Source organism: Streptomyces sp. NPDC037083 (genome assembly GCF_055606485.1).
Window position 1 is genome coordinate 435,754 of record NZ_JBVJSQ010000006.1, and the last position, 17,630, is coordinate 453,383.

General features: G+C 71.8%; 18 protein-coding genes and 1 riboswitch. Of the genes, 14 read left to right on the forward strand and 4 right to left on the reverse strand.

What is annotated here, in order from left to right; all coding sequences use genetic code 11:
* Window positions 1-41 precede the first annotated feature (41 nt).
* On the reverse strand, window positions 42-971 hold the full coding sequence (locus tag ACZ7DE_RS19410) for an RNA polymerase sigma-70 factor (RefSeq protein ID WP_470762701.1): 930 nt from the start codon (window positions 969-971) through the stop codon (window positions 42-44).
* Window positions 972-1,241: 270 nt separating this feature from the next.
* Window positions 1,242-1,372, forward strand: a riboswitch (FMN riboswitch).
* A gap of 146 nt (window positions 1,373-1,518) precedes the next feature.
* On the opposite strand from ACZ7DE_RS19410, the gene ACZ7DE_RS19415 reads away from it, so the two are divergent.
* From ACZ7DE_RS19415 to ACZ7DE_RS19455, 9 genes are all read left to right on the forward strand, one after another.
* Window positions 1,519-2,124 carry a riboflavin synthase gene (locus ACZ7DE_RS19415; RefSeq protein ID WP_470762703.1) on the forward strand — a complete coding sequence of 202 codons (606 nt, stop codon included), beginning with the start codon at window positions 1,519-1,521 and terminating at the stop codon, window positions 2,122-2,124.
* Window positions 2,121-2,762 carry a nicotinamide riboside transporter PnuC gene (gene pnuC / locus ACZ7DE_RS19420; RefSeq protein ID WP_470762705.1) on the forward strand — a complete coding sequence of 214 codons (642 nt, stop codon included), beginning with the start codon at window positions 2,121-2,123 and terminating at the stop codon, window positions 2,760-2,762. The genes ACZ7DE_RS19415 and pnuC overlap by 4 nt, the downstream gene beginning before the upstream one ends.
* On the forward strand, window positions 2,759-4,048 hold the full coding sequence (locus tag ACZ7DE_RS19425; protein ID WP_470762707.1) for a bifunctional 3,4-dihydroxy-2-butanone-4-phosphate synthase/GTP cyclohydrolase II: 1,290 nt from the start codon (window positions 2,759-2,761) through the stop codon (window positions 4,046-4,048). Before pnuC ends, ACZ7DE_RS19425 begins: the two co-directional genes overlap by 4 nt.
* A 126-nt stretch (window positions 4,049-4,174) precedes the next feature.
* Entirely contained in the window at window positions 4,175-4,660 is a 486-nt protein-coding gene (ribH, locus tag ACZ7DE_RS19430) for a 6,7-dimethyl-8-ribityllumazine synthase (protein WP_470762709.1), read from the forward strand.
* A 33-nt stretch (window positions 4,661-4,693) separates the two neighbouring features.
* The gene (locus ACZ7DE_RS19435; protein ID WP_470762711.1) at window positions 4,694-4,966 is read left to right on the forward strand and encodes a phosphoribosyl-ATP diphosphatase; all 273 of its coding nucleotides are present in this window, start codon (window positions 4,694-4,696) and stop codon (window positions 4,964-4,966) included.
* 67 nt (window positions 4,967-5,033) lie between these two features.
* A complete protein-coding gene (gene hisG / locus ACZ7DE_RS19440; RefSeq protein ID WP_470762713.1) occupies window positions 5,034-5,891 on the forward strand; it encodes an ATP phosphoribosyltransferase in 858 nt (285 codons plus the stop codon).
* A 14-nt stretch (window positions 5,892-5,905) separates the two neighbouring features.
* Window positions 5,906-6,388 carry a PH domain-containing protein gene (locus ACZ7DE_RS19445; RefSeq protein WP_470762715.1) on the forward strand — a complete coding sequence of 161 codons (483 nt, stop codon included), beginning with the start codon at window positions 5,906-5,908 and terminating at the stop codon, window positions 6,386-6,388.
* Window positions 6,389-6,594: 206 nt separating this feature from the next.
* Window positions 6,595-7,920, forward strand: a complete 1,326-nt coding sequence (locus tag ACZ7DE_RS19450) for a hemolysin family protein (RefSeq protein ID WP_470762717.1) — start codon at window positions 6,595-6,597, stop codon at window positions 7,918-7,920.
* Complete coding sequence (locus tag ACZ7DE_RS19455) at window positions 7,917-9,002, forward strand: hemolysin family protein (RefSeq protein WP_470762719.1); 1,086 nt, start codon at window positions 7,917-7,919, stop codon at window positions 9,000-9,002. The genes ACZ7DE_RS19450 and ACZ7DE_RS19455 overlap by 4 nt, the downstream gene beginning before the upstream one ends.
* Window positions 9,003-9,020: 18 nt before the next feature.
* On the opposite strand, the gene ACZ7DE_RS19460 is transcribed toward ACZ7DE_RS19455, so the two are convergent.
* Window positions 9,021-10,889 carry an AAA family ATPase gene (locus tag ACZ7DE_RS19460; RefSeq protein ID WP_470762721.1) on the reverse strand — a complete coding sequence of 623 codons (1,869 nt, stop codon included), beginning with the start codon at window positions 10,887-10,889 and terminating at the stop codon, window positions 9,021-9,023.
* 438 nt (window positions 10,890-11,327) lie between these two features.
* Window positions 11,328-11,948 carry a uridine kinase family protein gene (locus ACZ7DE_RS19465; protein ID WP_470762854.1) on the reverse strand — a complete coding sequence of 207 codons (621 nt, stop codon included), beginning with the start codon at window positions 11,946-11,948 and terminating at the stop codon, window positions 11,328-11,330.
* A gap of 251 nt (window positions 11,949-12,199) precedes the next feature.
* On the opposite strand from ACZ7DE_RS19465, the gene ACZ7DE_RS19470 reads away from it, so the two are divergent.
* The 4 genes from ACZ7DE_RS19470 to ACZ7DE_RS19485 all read left to right on the forward strand — a co-directional run bounded on the left by ACZ7DE_RS19470 (window position 12,200) and on the right by ACZ7DE_RS19485 (window position 15,946).
* On the forward strand, window positions 12,200-13,558 hold the full coding sequence (locus ACZ7DE_RS19470; protein WP_470762723.1) for a peptidase C39 family protein: 1,359 nt from the start codon (window positions 12,200-12,202) through the stop codon (window positions 13,556-13,558).
* 90 nt (window positions 13,559-13,648) lie between these two features.
* Window positions 13,649-13,789, forward strand: a complete 141-nt coding sequence (locus ACZ7DE_RS19475; protein WP_399470309.1) for an SCO1431 family membrane protein — start codon at window positions 13,649-13,651, stop codon at window positions 13,787-13,789.
* Window positions 13,790-13,864: 75 nt separating this feature from the next.
* Window positions 13,865-14,524: a TetR/AcrR family transcriptional regulator gene (locus ACZ7DE_RS19480; protein ID WP_470762725.1), complete on the forward strand. Its 660-nt coding sequence runs from the start codon at window positions 13,865-13,867 to the stop codon at window positions 14,522-14,524.
* 249 nt (window positions 14,525-14,773) lie between these two features.
* On the forward strand, window positions 14,774-15,946 hold the full coding sequence (locus ACZ7DE_RS19485; protein WP_470762727.1) for an acyl-CoA dehydrogenase family protein: 1,173 nt from the start codon (window positions 14,774-14,776) through the stop codon (window positions 15,944-15,946).
* A 507-nt stretch (window positions 15,947-16,453) separates the two neighbouring features.
* Here ACZ7DE_RS19485 and ACZ7DE_RS19490 read toward each other — a convergent pair.
* Window positions 16,454-16,909, reverse strand: a complete 456-nt coding sequence (locus tag ACZ7DE_RS19490) for a hypothetical protein (RefSeq protein ID WP_470762729.1) — start codon at window positions 16,907-16,909, stop codon at window positions 16,454-16,456.
* Between the two features lie 241 nt (window positions 16,910-17,150).
* On the opposite strand from ACZ7DE_RS19490, the gene ACZ7DE_RS19495 reads away from it, so the two are divergent.
* The gene (locus tag ACZ7DE_RS19495; protein WP_470762731.1) at window positions 17,151-17,591 is read left to right on the forward strand and encodes an Lrp/AsnC family transcriptional regulator; all 441 of its coding nucleotides are present in this window, start codon (window positions 17,151-17,153) and stop codon (window positions 17,589-17,591) included.
* Window positions 17,592-17,630: the final 39 nt, after the last annotated feature.

Genomic DNA, 17,630 nt, shown 5'->3' on the forward strand with positions numbered 1-17,630 from the left:
CCCTTCGCAACGCCGGACGCTCCCGGTCGGAGCGCCCCACGTCAGCTGGGACCGAGTGGCGACCACGGATGTGACAGGCTCCGCCGGCTCCGGTCCAGCTGACGCTGCACGTAGTCCAGCTTGTCCGGATTCAGTACTGCCTGCACTGCGGTGATCTCCCCGTCGAGGGACTCGAATCCGAGCGAGGCCGTCACCTCGTCGCCGTCCCGGACGAGCAGGCCCGGCGCGCCGTTGAGTTCCACGACCGCGAACGTGAGGTCGGCCGGGAAGCGCTGGGAGACGCCGACCAGGAAGCGCAGGACCTTCTCACGGCCCAGGATCGGCCGTCGGGCCGCCGTGACCCGGCCTCCGCCGTCGCTCCACCAGATCACGTCCTGCGCGAGCAGTCTCTCCAGCGTGCCCAGATCCCCGTCCCGGGCGGCCGTGACGAAGGAGGCCGCCAGCTCCTCCCGGCGTTCGGGGGCGGCCTCGAAGCGTCGTTCCGCGGCCGCCAGCCGCTGCTCGGCCCGCCGGTGCAGCTGGCGGCAGTTGGCCTCGCTCAGATCGAGGACCTCGGCGATCTCCCGATGTGCGTATGCGAACGCCTCCCGCAGTACGTACACCGCCCGCTCCTTGGGCGTGAGCCGTTCCAGCAGCACCAGCATCGCCAGGGAGACCGCCTCGCGCTGCTCCGCCGACTCCTGCGGGCCGAGCGTGCCGTCCGAGGTGAGGACCGGTTCGGGCAGCCATGTGCCGACGTACTTCTCGCGTCGCGCCCGGGCCGAGGTGAGCCGGGTCAGACAGAGGTTGGTGACGGTCTTCGCCAACCACGCCGCCGGGTGCGCGATCCCCGCGCGGTCGGCGCCGCTGAACCGCAGACAGGCGTCCTGGACCGTGTCCTCGGCCTCGTGGGCCGAGCCCAGCATCCGGTACGCCAGCCCGAACAGCCGGGGGCGGTGGGCCTCGAACTCGTCGGCGCTCGCGGTCGTCATGCGGTCACCCTGTCAGGGCCGCTGACCGGCCGGACGAGGGGACCCGGCAAGAAGACCCGGCAAGAAGACCCGGCGGCGGGCAAGGGCCGTCGTCACCGCCACCGGGCGTCCACGCCGACCCTAGGAAGGACGGGATCGGACCGTCAATAGGTATGGACCAATCGAGGGTGTGCTGCGCAGGTACCGGGAGGTCACCGTCTGTGAGCCACCCCACATCCTTGACCTGTCTGGACCCCGATCGGGCGTGGCACACTGGCCCTGTACCTAAAGCAGCGCACTCCGGGGTCGGTGAAAGTCCGAACCGGCGGTTACAGTCCGCGACCCGGCCGCTTCCAGCGGCCGGTTGACCAGGTGAAATTCCTGGACCGACGGTTAAAGTCCGGATGGGAGGCAGTGCGCGGCGGGCGGGCATTCGTGCGCGCCGCCGTATCCGTACTCGTCCGCGGACGAGTACGTCCGGCGTCGCCCCCGGTGCCGTTGCCCGTACCTGCTGTCGTCATCGACAGGCCCCGGAGTCCGTGCCCGAAGAGGCAGGAGGACCCGGGAAGTGTTCACCGGAATCGTCGAAGAGCTGGGTGAGGTCACCGCCGTCGAGAACCTCGGCGACGCCTCCCGCTTCCGGCTGCGCGGCCCCGTCGTGACCGACGGCGCGAAGCACGGCGACTCCATCGCCGTGAACGGGGTCTGTCTCACCGTCGTCGAACACGAGGGCGACGAGTTCACCGCCGACGTCATGGCGGAGACCCTGGACCGCTCCAGCCTCGGCGCTCTCGGCGTCGGCTCGCGGGTCAACCTCGAACGCCCCACCGCCGTCGGCGCGCGCCTCGGCGGGCACATCGTGCAGGGCCATGTCGACGGCACCGGCGCGGTGTTGGAGCGCAGGCCCTCCGAGAACTGGGAGATCGTCAAGATCTCTCTGCCCGACGGCCTCGCCCGGTACGTCGTGGAGAAGGGGTCCATCACGGTCGACGGCATCAGCCTCACCGTCGTCGACGCCGGACCCGACTTCTTCACCGTCAGCCTCATCCCCACCACCCTCGCCCTGACCACGCTCGGCCTCAAGCAGCCCGGCGACCCGGTCAACCTCGAGGTGGACATCGTCGCCAAGTACGTCGAGCGCCTGCTGGCGAGCACGCAGGGAGCGGCCCGGTGAACTGGCTGAACTCCGAGGCCTTCGTCATGTTCGACCAGCACATCATCTGGTCGGACATGATCGGCAACATCCTCGGCCTGATCACCCTCGCCCTCGGCTGGCGCCGCTCGCTGCTGACCTGGCCGGTGCAGTTCCTCTCCGGCCTCGTCCTCTTCGTCGCCTTCTACGGTCACCTGGCCGGCAGCGCCGGCAAGCAGGTCGTCGTCATGGTCGTCGCCCTGTACGGCTGGTGGCAGTGGAACCGCAGCAAGGGGCGGTCCGAGGACGGCCAGATCACCCCGCGCTTCGCCACCTGGCCCGAGCGCGCGGCCATGATCGCCGCAGCCGCCGCCGGCACGATCGCCGTCGCACTGCTCTTCAAGGCCCACCCGTCCCTGTCCTGGGACCCGTGGCCGGACGCCTACATCTTCGTCGGCACCGTCGTCGCCATGTACGCCCAGGCGCGCGGCATGGTCGAGTTCTGGATCGCCTGGCTCCTCGTCGACGTCGTCGGCGTACCCCTCAACTTCGCCAACGGCTACGCCTTCTCCGGCTTCGTGTACGTCATCTACGGCGCGCTCGTCCTGTGGGGCATGCGCGACTGGTGGCTGCGCTCCCGCAAGGCCTCGCAACCCGTCATGGAAGGAGCGCCGGCATGAGCACGGCACCGATCCTCTACAGCACCGACGGCCTCGAGGACCTCTCGCTCGACCCCGTCGAGCAGGCCATCGCCGACATCGCGGCAGGCCGGCCGATCGTGGTCGTCGACGACGAGGACCGCGAGAACGAGGGCGACCTCGTCATCGCCGCCGAGAAGGCCACCCCCGAGATCATCGCCTTCATGATGAGCGAGTGCCGCGGTCTGATCTGCGCCCCCATGGAGGGCGACGAACTGGAGCGCCTGCGGCTCCCGCAGATGGTCGAGGACAACACCGAGTCGATGAAGACCGCGTTCACGGTCTCCGTCGACGCCTCCGCGGCCCACGGCGTGACCACCGGCATCTCCGCCGCCGACCGCGCCACCACCCTGCGGCTCCTGGCGAGCGGCGAGGCGCAGCCGACGGACCTGGTCCGGCCCGGCCACGTCTTCCCGCTGCGCGCCAGGCCCGGCGGCGTCCTGACCCGCAACGGCCACACCGAGGCGGCCGTGGACCTGGCCCGGCTCGCGGGACTGCGGCCGGCCGGCGCAATCGTCGAGATCGCCGGTGAGGACGGGCGGATGCTCCGGCTGCCCGAGCTCGTCCCCTTCGCCCGCAAGCACGGCCTGACGATCATCTCCATCGAGGACCTGATCGCCTACCGCCGCAGCTCCGAGCCCACCGTGCGCCGCGAGGCCGAGACGCGACTGCCCACCGTCCACGGCACGTTCACCGCCTACGGCTACCGCTCCACCGTCGACGGCGTCGAGCACGTCGCCCTCGTGCACGGTGAGATCGGCGACGGCGAGGACGTCCTGGTGCGCGTGCACTCCGAGTGCCTCACCGGCGACGTCTTCGCCTCCCTGCGCTGCGACTGCGGCCCTCAGCTCGACGCGTCCCTGGAGCGCATCCAGAGCGAGGGCCGGGGCGTGGTGGTCTACCTGCGCGGACACGAGGGGCGCGGCATCGGGCTGCTGTCCAAGCTGCGCGCCTACGAGCTGCAGGAGCAGGGGCACGACACCCTCGACGCCAACCTCGAACTGGGCCTGCCCGCCGACGCCCGCGACTACGGGGCCGGCGCGCAGATCCTCGACGACCTCGGCGTGCGCAGCGTCCGCCTGATGACCAACAACCCCGAGAAGACCGACGCGCTCGTCCGGCACGGCATCGAGGTCACCCGGCGCGAGCCCATGCCCGTGCAGGCGGGCGAGCACAACATCCGCTACCTGCGCACCAAGCGGGACCGGATGGGACACGACCTGCCCTGGCTGGACGCGGCCCCCGTGTCCCCCTGCGGCAACCAGTAGACGGCGATCACTGGCCGGCGGACGGCGGTCGGCAGGTCGGCACGCGCCAGTCGGCACGTGAACAAGCACGCGAGCGAACAACGCACAGCACAGCACAGCACAGCACAAGGGCATCAGAGGAGAGACGTGAGCGGCAAGGGCGCACCGGAACTGTCCGTACGCAATGTGGGTGACCTGCGGGTCGCCGTCATCGCGGCACAGTGGCACGAGAAGGTGATGGACGGTCTGGTCGACGGCGCGCTGCGCGCCCTGCACGACCTCGGCATCGACGAGCCGACCCTCCTGCGGGTCCCCGGCAGCTGGGAGCTCCCGGTCGTCGCCAAGGTGCTGGCCGGGCGGGGCTACGACGCGATCGTCGCCCTCGGCGTCGTCATCCGGGGCGGCACCCCCCACTTCGAGTACGTGTGCCACGGCGTCACCCAGGGCCTCACCCAGGTCTCCGTCGAGACCGGCGTCCCCGTCGGCTTCGGCGTCCTCACCTGCGACACCGAGGAGCAGGCCCTGGACCGGGCCGGCATCGAGGGCTCCCGCGAGGACAAGGGGCACGAGGCGGTGACCGCTGCCGTGGCGACGGCGGCCACCCTCCGCTCAGTATCCGAACCCTGGCACTGACCCACCCGGTCTTGGAGCTAGGCTGACCTCACCATGTCGAACAAGACTTTCGAGGAGCTCTTCGCCGAGCTCCAGCAGAAGGCCGCCAACGGCGACCCGGCCACTTCCCGCACCGCCGAACTGGTCGGGAAGGGCGTCCATGCCATCGGCAAGAAGGTCGTCGAAGAGGCCGCCGAGGTCTGGATGGCGGCCGAGTACGAGGGCAAGGAAGCGGCCGCCGAGGAGATCTCGCAGCTGCTGTACCACGTCCAGGTGATGATGGTCGCCCGCGGAATCTCGCTGGACGACGTCTACGCCCACCTGTAGGACTGCTCCAGACCCGTCCGCACACATCCGCCCCTTTTTCACGTTCCACGCGAAGGAAGCCGACCTCATGCTGCGCATCGCCGTCCCCAACAAGGGTTCCCTGTCAGGCCCCGCGGGGGAGATGCTCCATGAGGCCGGCTACCAGCAGCGCCGCGAGTCCAAGGAACTGCGGATCGTCGACCCGGTCAACGACGTCGAGTTCTTCTACCTCCGCCCCCGCGACATCGCGATCTACGTCTCCTCCGGCCGCCTGGACATCGGCATCACCGGCCGCGACCTGCTGGTCGACTCCGCCGCCGAGGCCGAGGAGATCCTGCCCCTGGGCTTCGCCCGCTCCACCTTCCGCTTCGCCGCCAAGCCGGGCACGGCGACCGCCCTGGCGGACCTCAAGGGCCGGACGATCGCCACCTCCTACGAGGGAATCGTCGCCCAGCACCTGGCCGAGCAGGGCGTCGAAGCCTCCGTCGTCCACCTCGACGGCGCGGTCGAGACGGCCATCGAACTGGGCGTCGCCGAGGTCATCGCCGACGTCGTCGAGACCGGCACCTCGCTGCGCAACGCCGGTCTGGAGGTCTTCGGCGAGCCGATCATGAAGTCGGAGGCCGTCGTCATCCGCCGCACCGGAGCGGACGCCGAGGACGCCGCCGAGCCGAAGGTCCAGCAGTTCCTGCGCCGCCTGCAGGGCGTCCTGGTGGCCCGGACGTACGTGATGATGGACTACGACTGCCGCGTCGAGCAGCTGGAGAAGGCCGTCGCGCTGACCCCGGGCCTGGAGTCGCCGACCGTCTCGCCGCTGCACAACGAGGGCTGGGTCGCCGTCCGTGCCATGGTCCCCGCCAAGGAGGCCCAGCGGATCATGGACGACCTGTACGACATCGGCGCCCGCGCCATCCTGACCACGGCCATCCACGCCTGCCGACTCTGACCACAGCCGGGAACATGTCCGATCTTCCGGGTGGCGACCTGACCGCCCTCCCCGTCACCTTCCGGCCCGGCCGCACTCGTGTGGTCCTGCTCACAGCCGGAGCGGTGATCCTCCTCGTCATCTCCGGCGTCGCGATGCTGCTGGAGCAGCTCGGCCCGGGGGAGCGGCTCAGCTTCGTCCTCACCGGCGCCCTCATCTTCTGGGTGCTGGCCCGGCTCTCCCGGGTGCGGGTCGTCGCCGACGACGCAGGCGTCACCGTCGTGAACATCGCCGGCCAACGGCGGCTGGAGTGGGCGGAGATCGTCCGGGTGAACCTCCGCCCGGGCGACCCCTGGGTCTTCCTCGACCTCAGCGACGGCACCAGCCTGCCCGCCCTCGGCATCCAGCCCGGCATCGACAAACGGCAGGCCATCGCCGACGCGCGCACCCTGCGGGCGCTCGCGGAGGCGCGGTCGGTCCGGGACCCGCAGACGCCCCCGGAACAAGATCAGGGCTGACTCGGGGCCGTCCACCCTGCCGCTGAAGCCCCTGTCTTGATTAATCTGGTGACGGAGGCGTCTCCCTTGCGCCTCCGCCCCTGTTGTGCCCTGCCGGGCTCACAGGGGTTCCTGCTACCCGAGGAGTGACTCCCTCCGGCGATGGACGGTTCGTCCTGTAGTACCTGCGCCGCCCCCACCCGACATCGTTCGCGGGCGGCGGCATCATGACCATCCCCCTGCTGCTCCTGGCAGCCGCGTTCCTGCTCATCCTCGCGAACGGTTTCTTCGTCGCCGCCGAGTTCGGCCTCGTCACGGTCGAGCGCCCGGAGGCCGAGAAGGCCGCCGCCGAGGGTGACAGACGAGCCCACACGGTCGTCGAGTCGCTGAAGGAGCTGTCCTTCCAGCTCTCCGGCACCCAGCTCGGCATCACCATCACCTCCCTCGTCGTCGGCATGCTCGCCGAACCGGCGCTCGCCGAGCTGCTGCACGGCCCGTTCACCGCGATCGGCATCCCCGAGGGCGCCGTCTCCGGTGTCGCCGTGGTCGTCGGCATGCTGCTGGCGTCCGCCGTGCAGATGGTGATCGGCGAACTCGTTCCCAAGAACTGGGCGGTGTCCAAGCCCCTGCAGGTCGCGCGCTTCGTCGCGGGCCCACAGGCCGGCTTCTCCCGCCTCTTCCGGCCCGTGATCGCGGCGCTCAACACCGTCGCCAACCGGCTGGTTCGCGCCCTGGGCGTCGAGCCCGCCGAAGAGCTGGCCTCCGCCCGCACCCCGGGCGAGCTCGTGTCGCTGGCCCGGCACTCGGCCCAGGCCGGCGCGCTCGAACAGGACACGGCCGACCTCTTCGTGCGGACCCTGTCGCTGGCCGAGCTGACCGCGCAGCACGTCATGACCCCGCGCGTGAAGGTCAGCGCCCTGCAGTCGTCGGCCACCGCCGAGGACGTGGTCAACCTGACCCGGGCCACCGGCCTGTCCCGCTTCCCGGTCTACCGCGAGAAGATCGACGAGATCGTCGGCATGGTCCACCTCAAGGACGCCCTCGCGGTCCCCGTCCACGACCGGCTGCGCACCCCGGTCGTCCGGATCGCCCGCCCGTCCCTGCTGGTCCCCGAGACCCTGCCCGTCCAGCCCCTGCTGGCCCGGCTGCGCAGCGAGCAGCCCATCGCCGTCGTCGTGGACGAGTACGGCGGCACGGCCGGCGTGGTCACCCTGGAGGACATCGTCGAGGAGATCGTGGGCGAGGTCCGCGACGAGCACGACGGTCAGGACACGCCCGAGCTCGCGGCCGCCCCGCCCGAGGAGGGCAGGCCCGCCTGGGACGTGGACGGCAGCTGCCGCGTCGACACCCTCCAGCGCATAGGCCTGGAGGTCCCCGAGGGCCCGTACGAGACGGTCGCCGGCCTCGTCGCCGACCTGCTCGGCCGCATCCCGGCCGTCGGCGACCGGGCCGAGCTGCCCGGCTGGCGGCTCGCGGTGCGCCGCGTCGGCCACTACCGGGCCGAACGGGTCCGGCTGGTGCGGACCGGCCAGGTCGTGGAGGTCACCCGATGAGCGCCGTCCAACTCGTCTTCGCCGCGCTGCTCGTGCTCGCCAACGGTTTCTTCGTCGGCGCCGAGTTCGCGCTCGTCTCCGTCCGCCGCAGCCAGATCGAGCCCCTGGGCACCGCCCGGGCCCGCCAGGTCCTCTACGGCCTGGAGCGGCTGCCCCAGATGATGGCGGCCGCCCAGTTCGGCATCACCGTCTGCTCCCTCACCCTGGGCGCGGTCGCCGAGCCGACGGTCGCCAAGCTGCTGGAGCCGCTGTTCGAGTGGATCCGCCTGCCGCACGGGGTGATCCACCCGCTGGGCTATGTCATAGCCCTCGCGGCCGTGGTGTTCTTCCACCTCGTCATCGGCGAGATGGTGCCGAAGAACCTGGCCATGGCGGCCCCCGAGAAGGCGGCGCTGTGGCTCAGCCCCGGTCTGGTCGCCTTCGCCCGCGTGTGCCGGCCGATCACCGTGGCCCTCGGCGCCTGCGCCCGGGGCATCCTGCGGCTCTTCCACGTCGAGCCCAGGGACGAGGTGGAGGCCGTCGTCACGAGCGAGCAGCTGAACCGGCTGCTGGAGGACTCCGGCCAGGCCGGTCTGCTCGACCCGGAGGAGCAGGAGCGCCTCGAGGACGCCCTCGAGCTGGGCTCCCGTCCCGTCACCGACGTGCTGCTCAAGCGCGAGTCGCTGGTCACCGTCAGCCCGTCCGTCACCCCGGGCGAGATCGTGGAGCTGACCGCCCGCACCGGCTACTCCCGCTTCCCGGTCGCCGCGGAGAAGGGCGCCTACATGGGCTATCTGCATGTGAAGGACGTCCTGGACCTGGAGGACTCCGAGCGGGCGGTGCCCCAGCAGGTGTGGCGTCCGATGACGACGCTGCGGTCCGAACTGCCGCTGGACGACGCGCTGACGGTGATGCGCCGGGCGGCGACCCATCTGGCGCAGGTCGCCGACGCCTCCGGCCGGGTCCTCGGCCTGGTCGCGCTGGAGGACGTGCTGGAACTCCTGGTGGGCGAGGTCACCGATCCCGCGCACCGGGAGATCCCCGAGGTGCGGATGACGGAGCCGAGGGTGAGGGACGAACCGGAGCAGGCCCTGGCGAGCTGAGAGCGGCCGCGGGATCCGTCAGATCGCCGACGGATCCTGCGGCCCCCTCCCCGACAGCACCTCGCCGTACGCCTGCATCAGGTCCGGGAGCCGCAGGGTCGACAAGTCGTCCCGGGTCAGTGCGCCCGGGTAGGCCGACAGCCGCAGATCCCGGTAGGCGCAGCTCTTCTCGTACAGCGTCCGCAGGAACCGCCCGTTGCCGAGTTCGTCGATCCACCCCTGGTCGACCACGTGCCCGGCGATCGAGCGCAGTTCGTCCAGTGCCTCCTCGTCCCACACGTCACCGTTCTCCGCGGCCAGCACCTCGCCGATGGAGGTGAGCTCGAGGGGGCGGTAGGAGGGGAAGTCGACCCGGGTCGTGAAGCGGGAGGACAGCCCGGGGTTCGCGGCCAGCAGGCGGTCCATGCCCTCGGGATAGCCGGCCAGGATCACCACCAGATGGTCCCGGTTGTCCTCGGCGCGCTTCAGCAGCACCTGCAACGCCTCGTCGCCGTAGGCGTCGCCCTTGCCGTATCCGGAGTTGGAGAGCGAGTAGGCCTCGTCGACGAAGAGCACGCCGCCGAGGGCCGAATCGATCAGCTCGTTGGCCTTCACGGCCGTCTGGCCGAGGTACTCGCCGACCAGGTCGGCCCGCTGCGCCTCCACGAGATGGTCGCCGCCCAGCAGGCCGAGGGCGTAGAAGACGCGGCCGAGGATGCGCGCCACCGTGGTCTTGCCGGTGCCGGACGGGCCGGAGAAGACGAAGTGCCGCTTCGGCGGCTGGACCGGCAGGCCCTGCCCGGTCCGCAGCCGAGCCATGTTGAGCTGTGCGGACAAGGCCTTGACCTGCCGCTTCACCGGCTCCAGACCCACCATGCGCTCCAGCTCGGCGAGCGCCTCCTCCAGTAACGCGGGATCGGTGGGACCGGCCGGCAGCGGCGACGAGGGGGCGGCGTGCTTCTCCCGCACCGCGGGGTCGGTCACCGACGGCAGCGGGACGACGGGAGGCAGGTCGGCGGGCTCGGTGAACCTCAGGTCCCGGCCCTCCGTGCCGAACAGCGGGTCGAGACCGTCCGGCCCGTCCACCGCGTCCTGCCCGATGCCGGTGAGCGTGATCGCCGCAAGGTCGGCCGTGTCGTCGTAGCCGTCGCCCTCGGCGATCGCGGCGAGGCGGGCCGAGGTGTCCATGAAGGCGGCGTCGACGCGGTGGACCGCCCGGTACAGGGGGAGGGCGGCCGCCGAACGGCCGGTGCCCTCGTGCGCCCGGGCCAGCCAGTACCGCAGCTCCTTGCGCTGCGGCTGCTCACTGCGGCAGCGCATCAGGGCGGCCGAGAGCAGCGGCTCGGCCTGTCCGTACATCTCCAGGCGGACCCGGGCCATCCCGCCGAACAGGCCGGCCTCGATGCCGAGCAGGGAGTCGTCCAGCAGCGGGTCGGTGTGCCGGACCAGCTGCTCCCAGTCCTTGACCAGGTAGGCGCGGCACGCGTGCAGGAAGCGGACCTGATGGTCGGCGTCGACGGGCGGGAGTCCGGCGAGGGCCCGGTCCAGTTCGGGCACGTGGCGGCCGTCCAGCCAGTGCGAGGCGTGCGCGAGGAGCAGGTCGCGCGGGCTCTCCAGCACCGGTTGCACCCACCAGCCCAGCCAGTACCAGGAGTTGAGGGTGCGGCGGTGCCGGGTCCGCTGCTCGCCGAAGCGCTCACGGTGGCGGAACATCCGGAGCAGCGCGGTCGTGGTGTCGACGCGCAGCGCGTGCAGCCCGAGCCAGCCGTCGGCCATCCCGGGGTCGATCCGCACGGCGGTGCGGAACTCCTCCTCCGCCTGCGGATAGGCGCCCATGGTGTAGGCGTCCACGCCTCGCAGCCAGGCCAGGTCGGCCGGGGCCTCGGGGCCCTGCGTGCCGAAGTCCATCACGTCCCCCACAAACCGTGCCCCGTCGGTCTGCCGCCGGGCCGTCGCCCGTCGGCTGCCTTGGTCGAACCGCTGTGCCGCGGACCGGAGTTGCAAGGTGCGCGCAGCAGTCGTCCAGGTCGCACCGAAGGCATCGTACCCGCGCGGGCGTCGCCCGCCGTAGGGTGCCGCACAGGCCGTTTGACGAGGTGGGAGCACACGGGGCGCACAGTGGAAGGTGACCCAGGGTGAGCGAACCGTGTCCCGTGGCGTCCGAAACGGGGGCGCTGAACCGGGGGAGGGCAGAACGAAGCCCCCGATCACGGGGGAACAACCGGGGGCTTCGCGTCTGAGGGCGGCTTCGAATGCCGCACATTGAGAACGTAAGTCCTGTACGGGCCGCCGGTCAAGCCGAGTTGAAGCACTTGGCGAAGTTCGAACGCAAGGGCCTTCACAGGTTCACCACATAGCGGGCGGTCCCTCACGGTGGGTGACATCCTGGTCCGGACCAAACTCTCCCGCCGGCCCCTTGAGCACCTCGTACCCCTCCTTCAACTGCCGTACCAGCAAGTCGGCGTGGGGCCGTGAGGGATCCTCGGCGAAGTGGCCGACCTCGGCCGCAACCCAGCCGTCCCAGAACTCCCGCTGCTCCTCGCCGTCGCGCGACCGTCCCCGCGCCCAGGCCTGCTCCGGCGGCACGTCCATCCACAGCAGGCACGCCAGGAACGGCCGCAGGGCGCGCCGGCCCGCCCCGACTCCCTCCACCAGGACGACGGGGGCGGCGGGCAGCGGCAGCGGCGGGCCGAAACGGCGTGCGTGCCAGTCGTAGGGGGCGTAGTGCGCGCTCTCGCCGCGGCCGAAGGGCTCGATCACCTGGGTCGTCAGCCGCCCGGTCCAGGCGAACGGCTCGTCGTGGCTGGCGAGGTCGTCGAGGTGCAGCACCGGGGCGCCGCCGACGGCCTCGGCGAGCCTGCCGGCGAAGGTGGACTTCCCCGAGCCGGCGTGGCCGTCGACGCCGATCAGACGGACCGGCCCGCAGGACGGCGGCAGGCGGCGGAGCCGGGAGGCGAGCTGGTGGATGGCGGGTCCTGGGGTGCGAAGAGAGAGGGGAGGGAGGAGAGAGGGGAGGGGGCGGGGCGCGGAGAGCCGGGGGCCGGACAGCGGCGCGGTGCAGACGCCGGTACGGCCCGGAAGTCTACGGCCGTACGCCCACACCGGTGGATCGGACCCCGCTCGGTGGGCGTGGCACGGGCGGGGGTGCTGGAAGGCCCGCCCGCCTTTGTCCATAGTGGGCGCACAGCCGCGCCGACACCTCGGGGGTCCGTCCGCCCATGAGCAGAGCCGAACAGCCGTCCCGCCGCACGGTCCTCGCCGCGGCCGTCGCCGCCGCGGTGGCCGGGGGCTCCGCCCCGGCCGCCGACGCGGCGGACACCGGCGAGGTGGAAACCGCCCCGGCCCGGTCCGTCGACTACCGCGCCTGGACCACGTACGCCGACTGGCGGGCCGGCGCGGCCGCCGGCACCCGTGCCGTGGCGGGCCTCCGCCCGGGCGTCGCCATCGCCACCCCCCTCGGCGCCGTCGACTACACCGACCCGCACACCAAGGCCACCGCCGCCTGGGAGTACGCGACCTGGACCTCTCCGGTCCAGGCGCTCGCCGTCCCCGCCACGGAGGTGATCGCCTCCTGGAACGCGAGCACCCCCGCCGGGACCTGGCTCCAGGTGGAACTGAAGGGCAGGTACTCCGACGGCACGGACACCCCGTGGTACGTGATGGGCCGCTGGGCCTCCGGCGACCAGGACATCAGGCGCACCTCGGTCGACGGCCAGACCGACGGCAGAAGCACCGTCTGGACCGACACCGTGGCGGTCGACGACGCCTCGACGGGCCTGCGCCTGGACGCCGTCCGCCTGCGTCTCACCCTGTACCGCCGCCCCGGCGCGAAGGCCACCCCGACCGTGTGGCGGCTGGGCGCGATGGGCTCCGACGTCCCGGACCGCTTCACCGTCCCGGCCTCCGTGCCCGGTCTCGCGCACGAGCTGAAGGTCCCGCGCTACTCGCAGGAGATCCACCGGGGCCGCTACCCCGAGTACGACAACGGCGGCGAGGCCTGGTGCAGCCCCACCTCCTCGCAGATGATCGTCGAGTACTGGGGCGGCCGGCTCACCGCCGAGCAGCTGGCCTGGGTCGACCCCTCCTACAGCGACCCGCAGGTGTGCCACGCCGCCCGCTCCACGTACGACTACCAGTACGGCGGCTGCGGCAACTGGCCGTTCAACGCCGCCTACGCGGCCACCTTCGCCGGTTTGCAGGGCGTGGTCACCCGGCTCGGCTCCCTCACCGACCTGGAGAGACTGATCGGCGCCGGGATCCCGGCCATGACCTCGCAGTCCTTCCTCAAGGGGGAGCTCACGGGGGCCGGATACGGCACCTCCGGGCACCTGATGACCGTGATCGGGTTCACGGCCGCCGGCGACGTGATCGCCAACGACCCGTTCTCGGCGGACGACGCGGCGGTGCGGCGCGTGTACCCGCGGCGGGAGTTCGAGAACGTCTGGCTGCGGACCAAGCGCCACAACGCGAGCGGCAAGGTCGCATCCGGCACCGGAGGCGTCTGCTATCTCTACTTCCCCGCGCGTCCCAGCACCCGGCAGTGCGAGGCCCTCGCGGCGGTGGGGATCCCCGTGTGAGCAAGGTCTCTGCCGCAAAAGCTCCGATGAGTGGCAGGGTGGACGGATCGATGGGGGGTCCACCCGTACGTCCGACCTCAGCGAGACGCCATGACCGCACAGACAGCCACCGCCGCCCGCGCCCGCACCGGGGGCCCCGACACCGACGGCCCGAAGATCCTCGAGCATGTCATGGGCTGGGTCCTCGTCGCGGTCGTCGCGATGCTGGTCACCCAGCTCGGCCTGCTGTGACGGGCGTGAGCTGACGCACGGTTGACCTGACATACTGCGGAAGTCCCGCCGACAGCCCGAGACCAGGGTCGGAAATTGAATATCAGTGAACAGCGTGAAGTCGTGCGTCCCCGCGCGCGCGGCACGGAGCGCTCACTGGCGCGTCGCGCCGAACTCATCTCCATCGGACGGAAGTTGTTCGCCGACACGTCCTACGACGCGCTCTCGATGGACGACATCGCCCGGCAGGCGCACGTGGCCAAGGGGCTGATCTACTACTACTTCCAGTCCAAGCGCGGCTACTACCTGGCCATCATCCAGGACTCCGTCGCCGACCTCGTCACCTTCGCGGCGAGCGGACTCGAACTGCCCCAGGTGGACCGGGTCCACCGCACCATCGACAGCTATCTGCGCTACGCCGAGCACAACCAGGCGGCCTACCGCACGATCGTCAGCGGCGGCGTCGGCTTCGACACCGAGGTGCACTCCATCCGCGACGGGGTGCGCGCGGCGATCGTGGCGACCCTCGCCGAGGGCGCGTACGGCCGCAGCGACATCCCGCCGCTGCCCCGGATGGCCCTGGTCTCCTGGGTGTGCAGCGTGGAGGGCGCCACCCTGGAGTGGATCGCCCGCCCCGAGCTCTCCCGCGAGGTCATGGGCGACCTGCTGGTGAAGACGCTGGGCGGCTGCATGCGCGCCATCGAGGAGCTCGATCCCGCCTTCCCGGCCCCGAAGCCGGCCCGCCGCGAGGTCTGACCTCCGCCCCGAATCGGAGACCGCCGGCCGGACGACGCCGTGGTCACACGGAGGGCCGCCGCGTCCCCCGTCCCGCTACGCCCCGTCTCGGCGCGCCGCCCGGCCGCCGCCTGGTCCCGTACTCCCTCGTCGTCGCGACGGCAGTGGGACTCGTGGACTCCACGGGTCGCCGCCGCACGTGCGACGACGGCCTCCCGCGGGCATACTCGCAGCGCGAAGCCGCCGCCGGCCAGGGAGGAGGACGCCGCCATGCCCGACCGCCCGCCGCCCCCGGTGGACCGGCCGCTGCCCACGGCAGAGGCCCGGGAACTCATGACGCTGGTCCGTGACATCGCGCGCCGTGAGATCGCACCGGCCGCGGCCGAGGAGGAGGCGGCCGGACGGTTCCCGCGCGACCTGTTCACCCTCCTGTCCGCATCGGGGCTGCTGGGCCTGCCGTACGACTCCGCGTACGGCGGCGGCGACCAGCCCTACGAGGTCTACCTCCAGGTCCTCGAAGAGCTCGCCGCCGCCCGGCTCACCGTCGGGCTCGGCGTCAGCGTGCACACCCTGGCCACCTACGCGCTCGCCGCCCACGGCACCGAGCGGCAGCGGGCCGACCACCTGCCCGCCGTGCTCGGCGGCGGGCTGCTCGGCGCGTACTGCCTGTCCGAGCCGTCCTCCGGTTCGGACGCGGCGTCGCTGCGGACCAGGGCGGTCCGCGAGGGCGACGAGTGGGTGATCACCGGCGACAAGGCCTGGATCACGCACGGCGGGATCGCCGACTTCTACACCGTCATGGCCCGCACCGGCGGCGAGGGCGCGCGGGGGATCACGGCGTTCCTGGTGCCCGGTGACGCGCCGGGCCTGAACGCCGCCGCCCCGGAGCGGAAGATGGGGCTGCGGGGCTCGCCCACCGCCCAGATCCACTTCGACGGCGTACGGGTCCCCGACGCGCGACGCATCGGGAACGAGGGCGAGGGCTTCGCGATCGCCCTGGCCGCGCTGGACTCCGGGCGGCTCGGCATCGCCGCCTGTGCGGTCGGCCTCGCCCGGGCGGCCCTCGAGGAGGCCGTCGCCTACGCGAGGCAGCGACGGCAGTTCGGGCGGCCGATCGCCGACTTCCAGGGGCTGCGGTTCCTGCTCGCCGACATGGCGACCCGGATCGAGGCGGGCCGGGCCCTGTACCTGGCGGCCGCGCGGCTGCGGGACGCCGGCCGGTCCTTCGCCCCGTACGCGGCCATGGCCAAACTCCACTGCACGGACGCCGCCATGCAGGTCACCACCGACGCCGTCCAGGTCCTCGGCGGGTACGGATACACCGCCGACTTCCCTGTCGAGCGCTACCTGCGCGAGGCCAAGGTCCTGCAGATCGTCGAGGGCACCAATCAGATCCAGCGGATGGTCATCGCACGTCACCTGCTGGGTCCGGAGAGCCGCTGAACTGGCCCGGCCGCACCTGCGGGGCCGCCAGCCGCACCCACTCCGGGTCATGGCGTCCCGGCAGGGTGCGGCCCCGGTCGGCCCAGATGCGCAGCAGATCGCGGTAGATGGGCGGGTCCTGGGCCGGCGGCGGAGCCAGCGGAACCGATCCTGCGCCGGCGGGTTCCGGGCGCGACGGAACGAAGAGCTGGCGGTGACGCCCGGGTGCAACCGAATAGGTGGGGGTCATACCAGGGCAACGCGAAGCCGCGGGACAGGTCACCGACCGCCGCCCTAGAGCGTGAGTTCGGGGAGTGTCCCGGCGTCGGGACGGGCCGCCGTGACCGTTCGCGCCTCCGACGCCTGACTCATCGTCAAAGCTCCGCTCCAGGGCGGGCGGTGGTGGGGCGGAGAGAGGCCGCCCTCTCGACGATCCGGACGCACTGATCCTGCACCACGGCAGTCTGCGCGCCGTGGTGCAGGGCAGCTACTGGGCTCGGGCCGGAGTGCCGGGCGCGGGGATCGCGCTCAGGCGGCGGCGCGGCGCATCACCGGCACGCGCATCGGGCGCGAACCCGGGCCGCCGACGTGCGAGAAGGGCTGCGTGCGCCAGTCCAGCCCCTGAGGGAGCGTCAGCAGCAGCGCGGTGTCCTGCTCCTGGGGCTCCACGGACTCGTCCGCGGGGCGGGCCTCGGACGCCGCGCGTCCCGTCCCGGCGCAGACCGTGAGGCCGAACGGGTTCCACGGCGAGGCGCACAGCGCGTGCTCCGGCAGGACCTCCTCGTCCGCCAGCAGTGCGATGGGCTGTGCGCAGTCCGGGCAGATGACCCGGTACATCTCGAAGGTGTCGTACGCGTCGAAGTGGTCGGCGTCATCGGCGTCGAAGCCGTCTGCGTCGAAGGGTTCGACGCCCTCCGGCTCGGGCTCGACGACCGAATGGAGCCGCTTGGGCGCGGTGCGACCTGGGCGCTTGGGACTCTGCATGGGATTCTCCCCCTCGGGCTGGGCCGCGACGGGACTGCGGCCTCGACCACAGCAAGCACTTCCCTGCCGGTCTCGGCGGTAATCACGAGGGCGCAACGAAGACTTGACGACCGCTGTGGCATTCGTCACATGCCGCTTGCAGGTGCCCGCCGCCACCCGGGCTCCCTCACATCACGAACCGGGTATGACCTGGGCTGCATAGGTATACGAGGAGATCACACGCACTGTAGGTTCTTGCGTCATGGAGGAGCTGGACCGACAAATCGTGCAGCTGCTCGTCAAGGACGGGCGGATGAGTTACACCGATCTGGGCAAGGCCACGGGCCTGTCCACGTCGGCCGTGCACCAGAGGGTGCGCAGACTGGAACAGCGCGGCGTCATCCGCGGGTACGCGGCCGTCGTCGACTCCGAGGCCGTCGGGCTGCCCCTGACCGCCTTCATCTCGGTGAAACCGTTCGACCCCAGCGCCCCCGACGACATCGCCGAGCGGCTGGCGGACGTGCCCGAGATCGAGGCCTGCCACAGTGTGGCCGGCGACGAGAACTACATCCTCAAGGTCCGCGTGGCCACCCCGCACGAGCTGGAGGAGCTCCTGAGCCGCCTGCGGGCGCTCGCGGGGGTCTCGACCCGCACGACGGTCGTGCTGTCCACCCCGTACGAGGCCCGGCCGCCGCGGATCTGAGGGGTCCCCGTGCCGGGCGGCCGACGCCGAGGCGCGAGA

Bases quoted from the DNA above. Each gene is read 5' to 3' on its own strand.
- ACZ7DE_RS19410 (WP_470762701.1), bottom strand. From the start codon at position 971: ATGACGACCGCGAGCGCCGACGAGTTCGAGGCCCACCGCCCCCGGCTG.
- ACZ7DE_RS19425 (WP_470762707.1), top strand. From the start codon at position 2,759: ATGAGCACGGCACCGATCCTCTACAGCACCGACGGCCTCGAGGACCTC.
- ACZ7DE_RS19435 (WP_470762711.1), top strand. From the start codon at position 4,694: ATGTCGAACAAGACTTTCGAGGAGCTCTTCGCCGAGCTCCAGCAGAAG.
- hisG (WP_470762713.1), top strand. From the start codon at position 5,034: ATGCTGCGCATCGCCGTCCCCAACAAGGGTTCCCTGTCAGGCCCCGCG.
- ACZ7DE_RS19445 (WP_470762715.1), top strand. From the start codon at position 5,906: ATGTCCGATCTTCCGGGTGGCGACCTGACCGCCCTCCCCGTCACCTTC.
- ACZ7DE_RS19450 (WP_470762717.1), top strand. From the start codon at position 6,595: ATGACCATCCCCCTGCTGCTCCTGGCAGCCGCGTTCCTGCTCATCCTC.
- ACZ7DE_RS19455 (WP_470762719.1), top strand. From the start codon at position 7,917: ATGAGCGCCGTCCAACTCGTCTTCGCCGCGCTGCTCGTGCTCGCCAAC.
- ACZ7DE_RS19460 (WP_470762721.1), bottom strand. From the start codon at position 10,889: ATGGACTTCGGCACGCAGGGCCCCGAGGCCCCGGCCGACCTGGCCTGG.
- ACZ7DE_RS19470 (WP_470762723.1), top strand. From the start codon at position 12,200: ATGAGCAGAGCCGAACAGCCGTCCCGCCGCACGGTCCTCGCCGCGGCC.
- ACZ7DE_RS19475 (WP_399470309.1), top strand. From the start codon at position 13,649: ATGACCGCACAGACAGCCACCGCCGCCCGCGCCCGCACCGGGGGCCCC.
- ACZ7DE_RS19485 (WP_470762727.1), top strand. From the start codon at position 14,774: ATGCCCGACCGCCCGCCGCCCCCGGTGGACCGGCCGCTGCCCACGGCA.
- ACZ7DE_RS19490 (WP_470762729.1), bottom strand. From the start codon at position 16,909: ATGCAGAGTCCCAAGCGCCCAGGTCGCACCGCGCCCAAGCGGCTCCAT.
- ACZ7DE_RS19495 (WP_470762731.1), top strand. From the start codon at position 17,151: ATGGAGGAGCTGGACCGACAAATCGTGCAGCTGCTCGTCAAGGACGGG.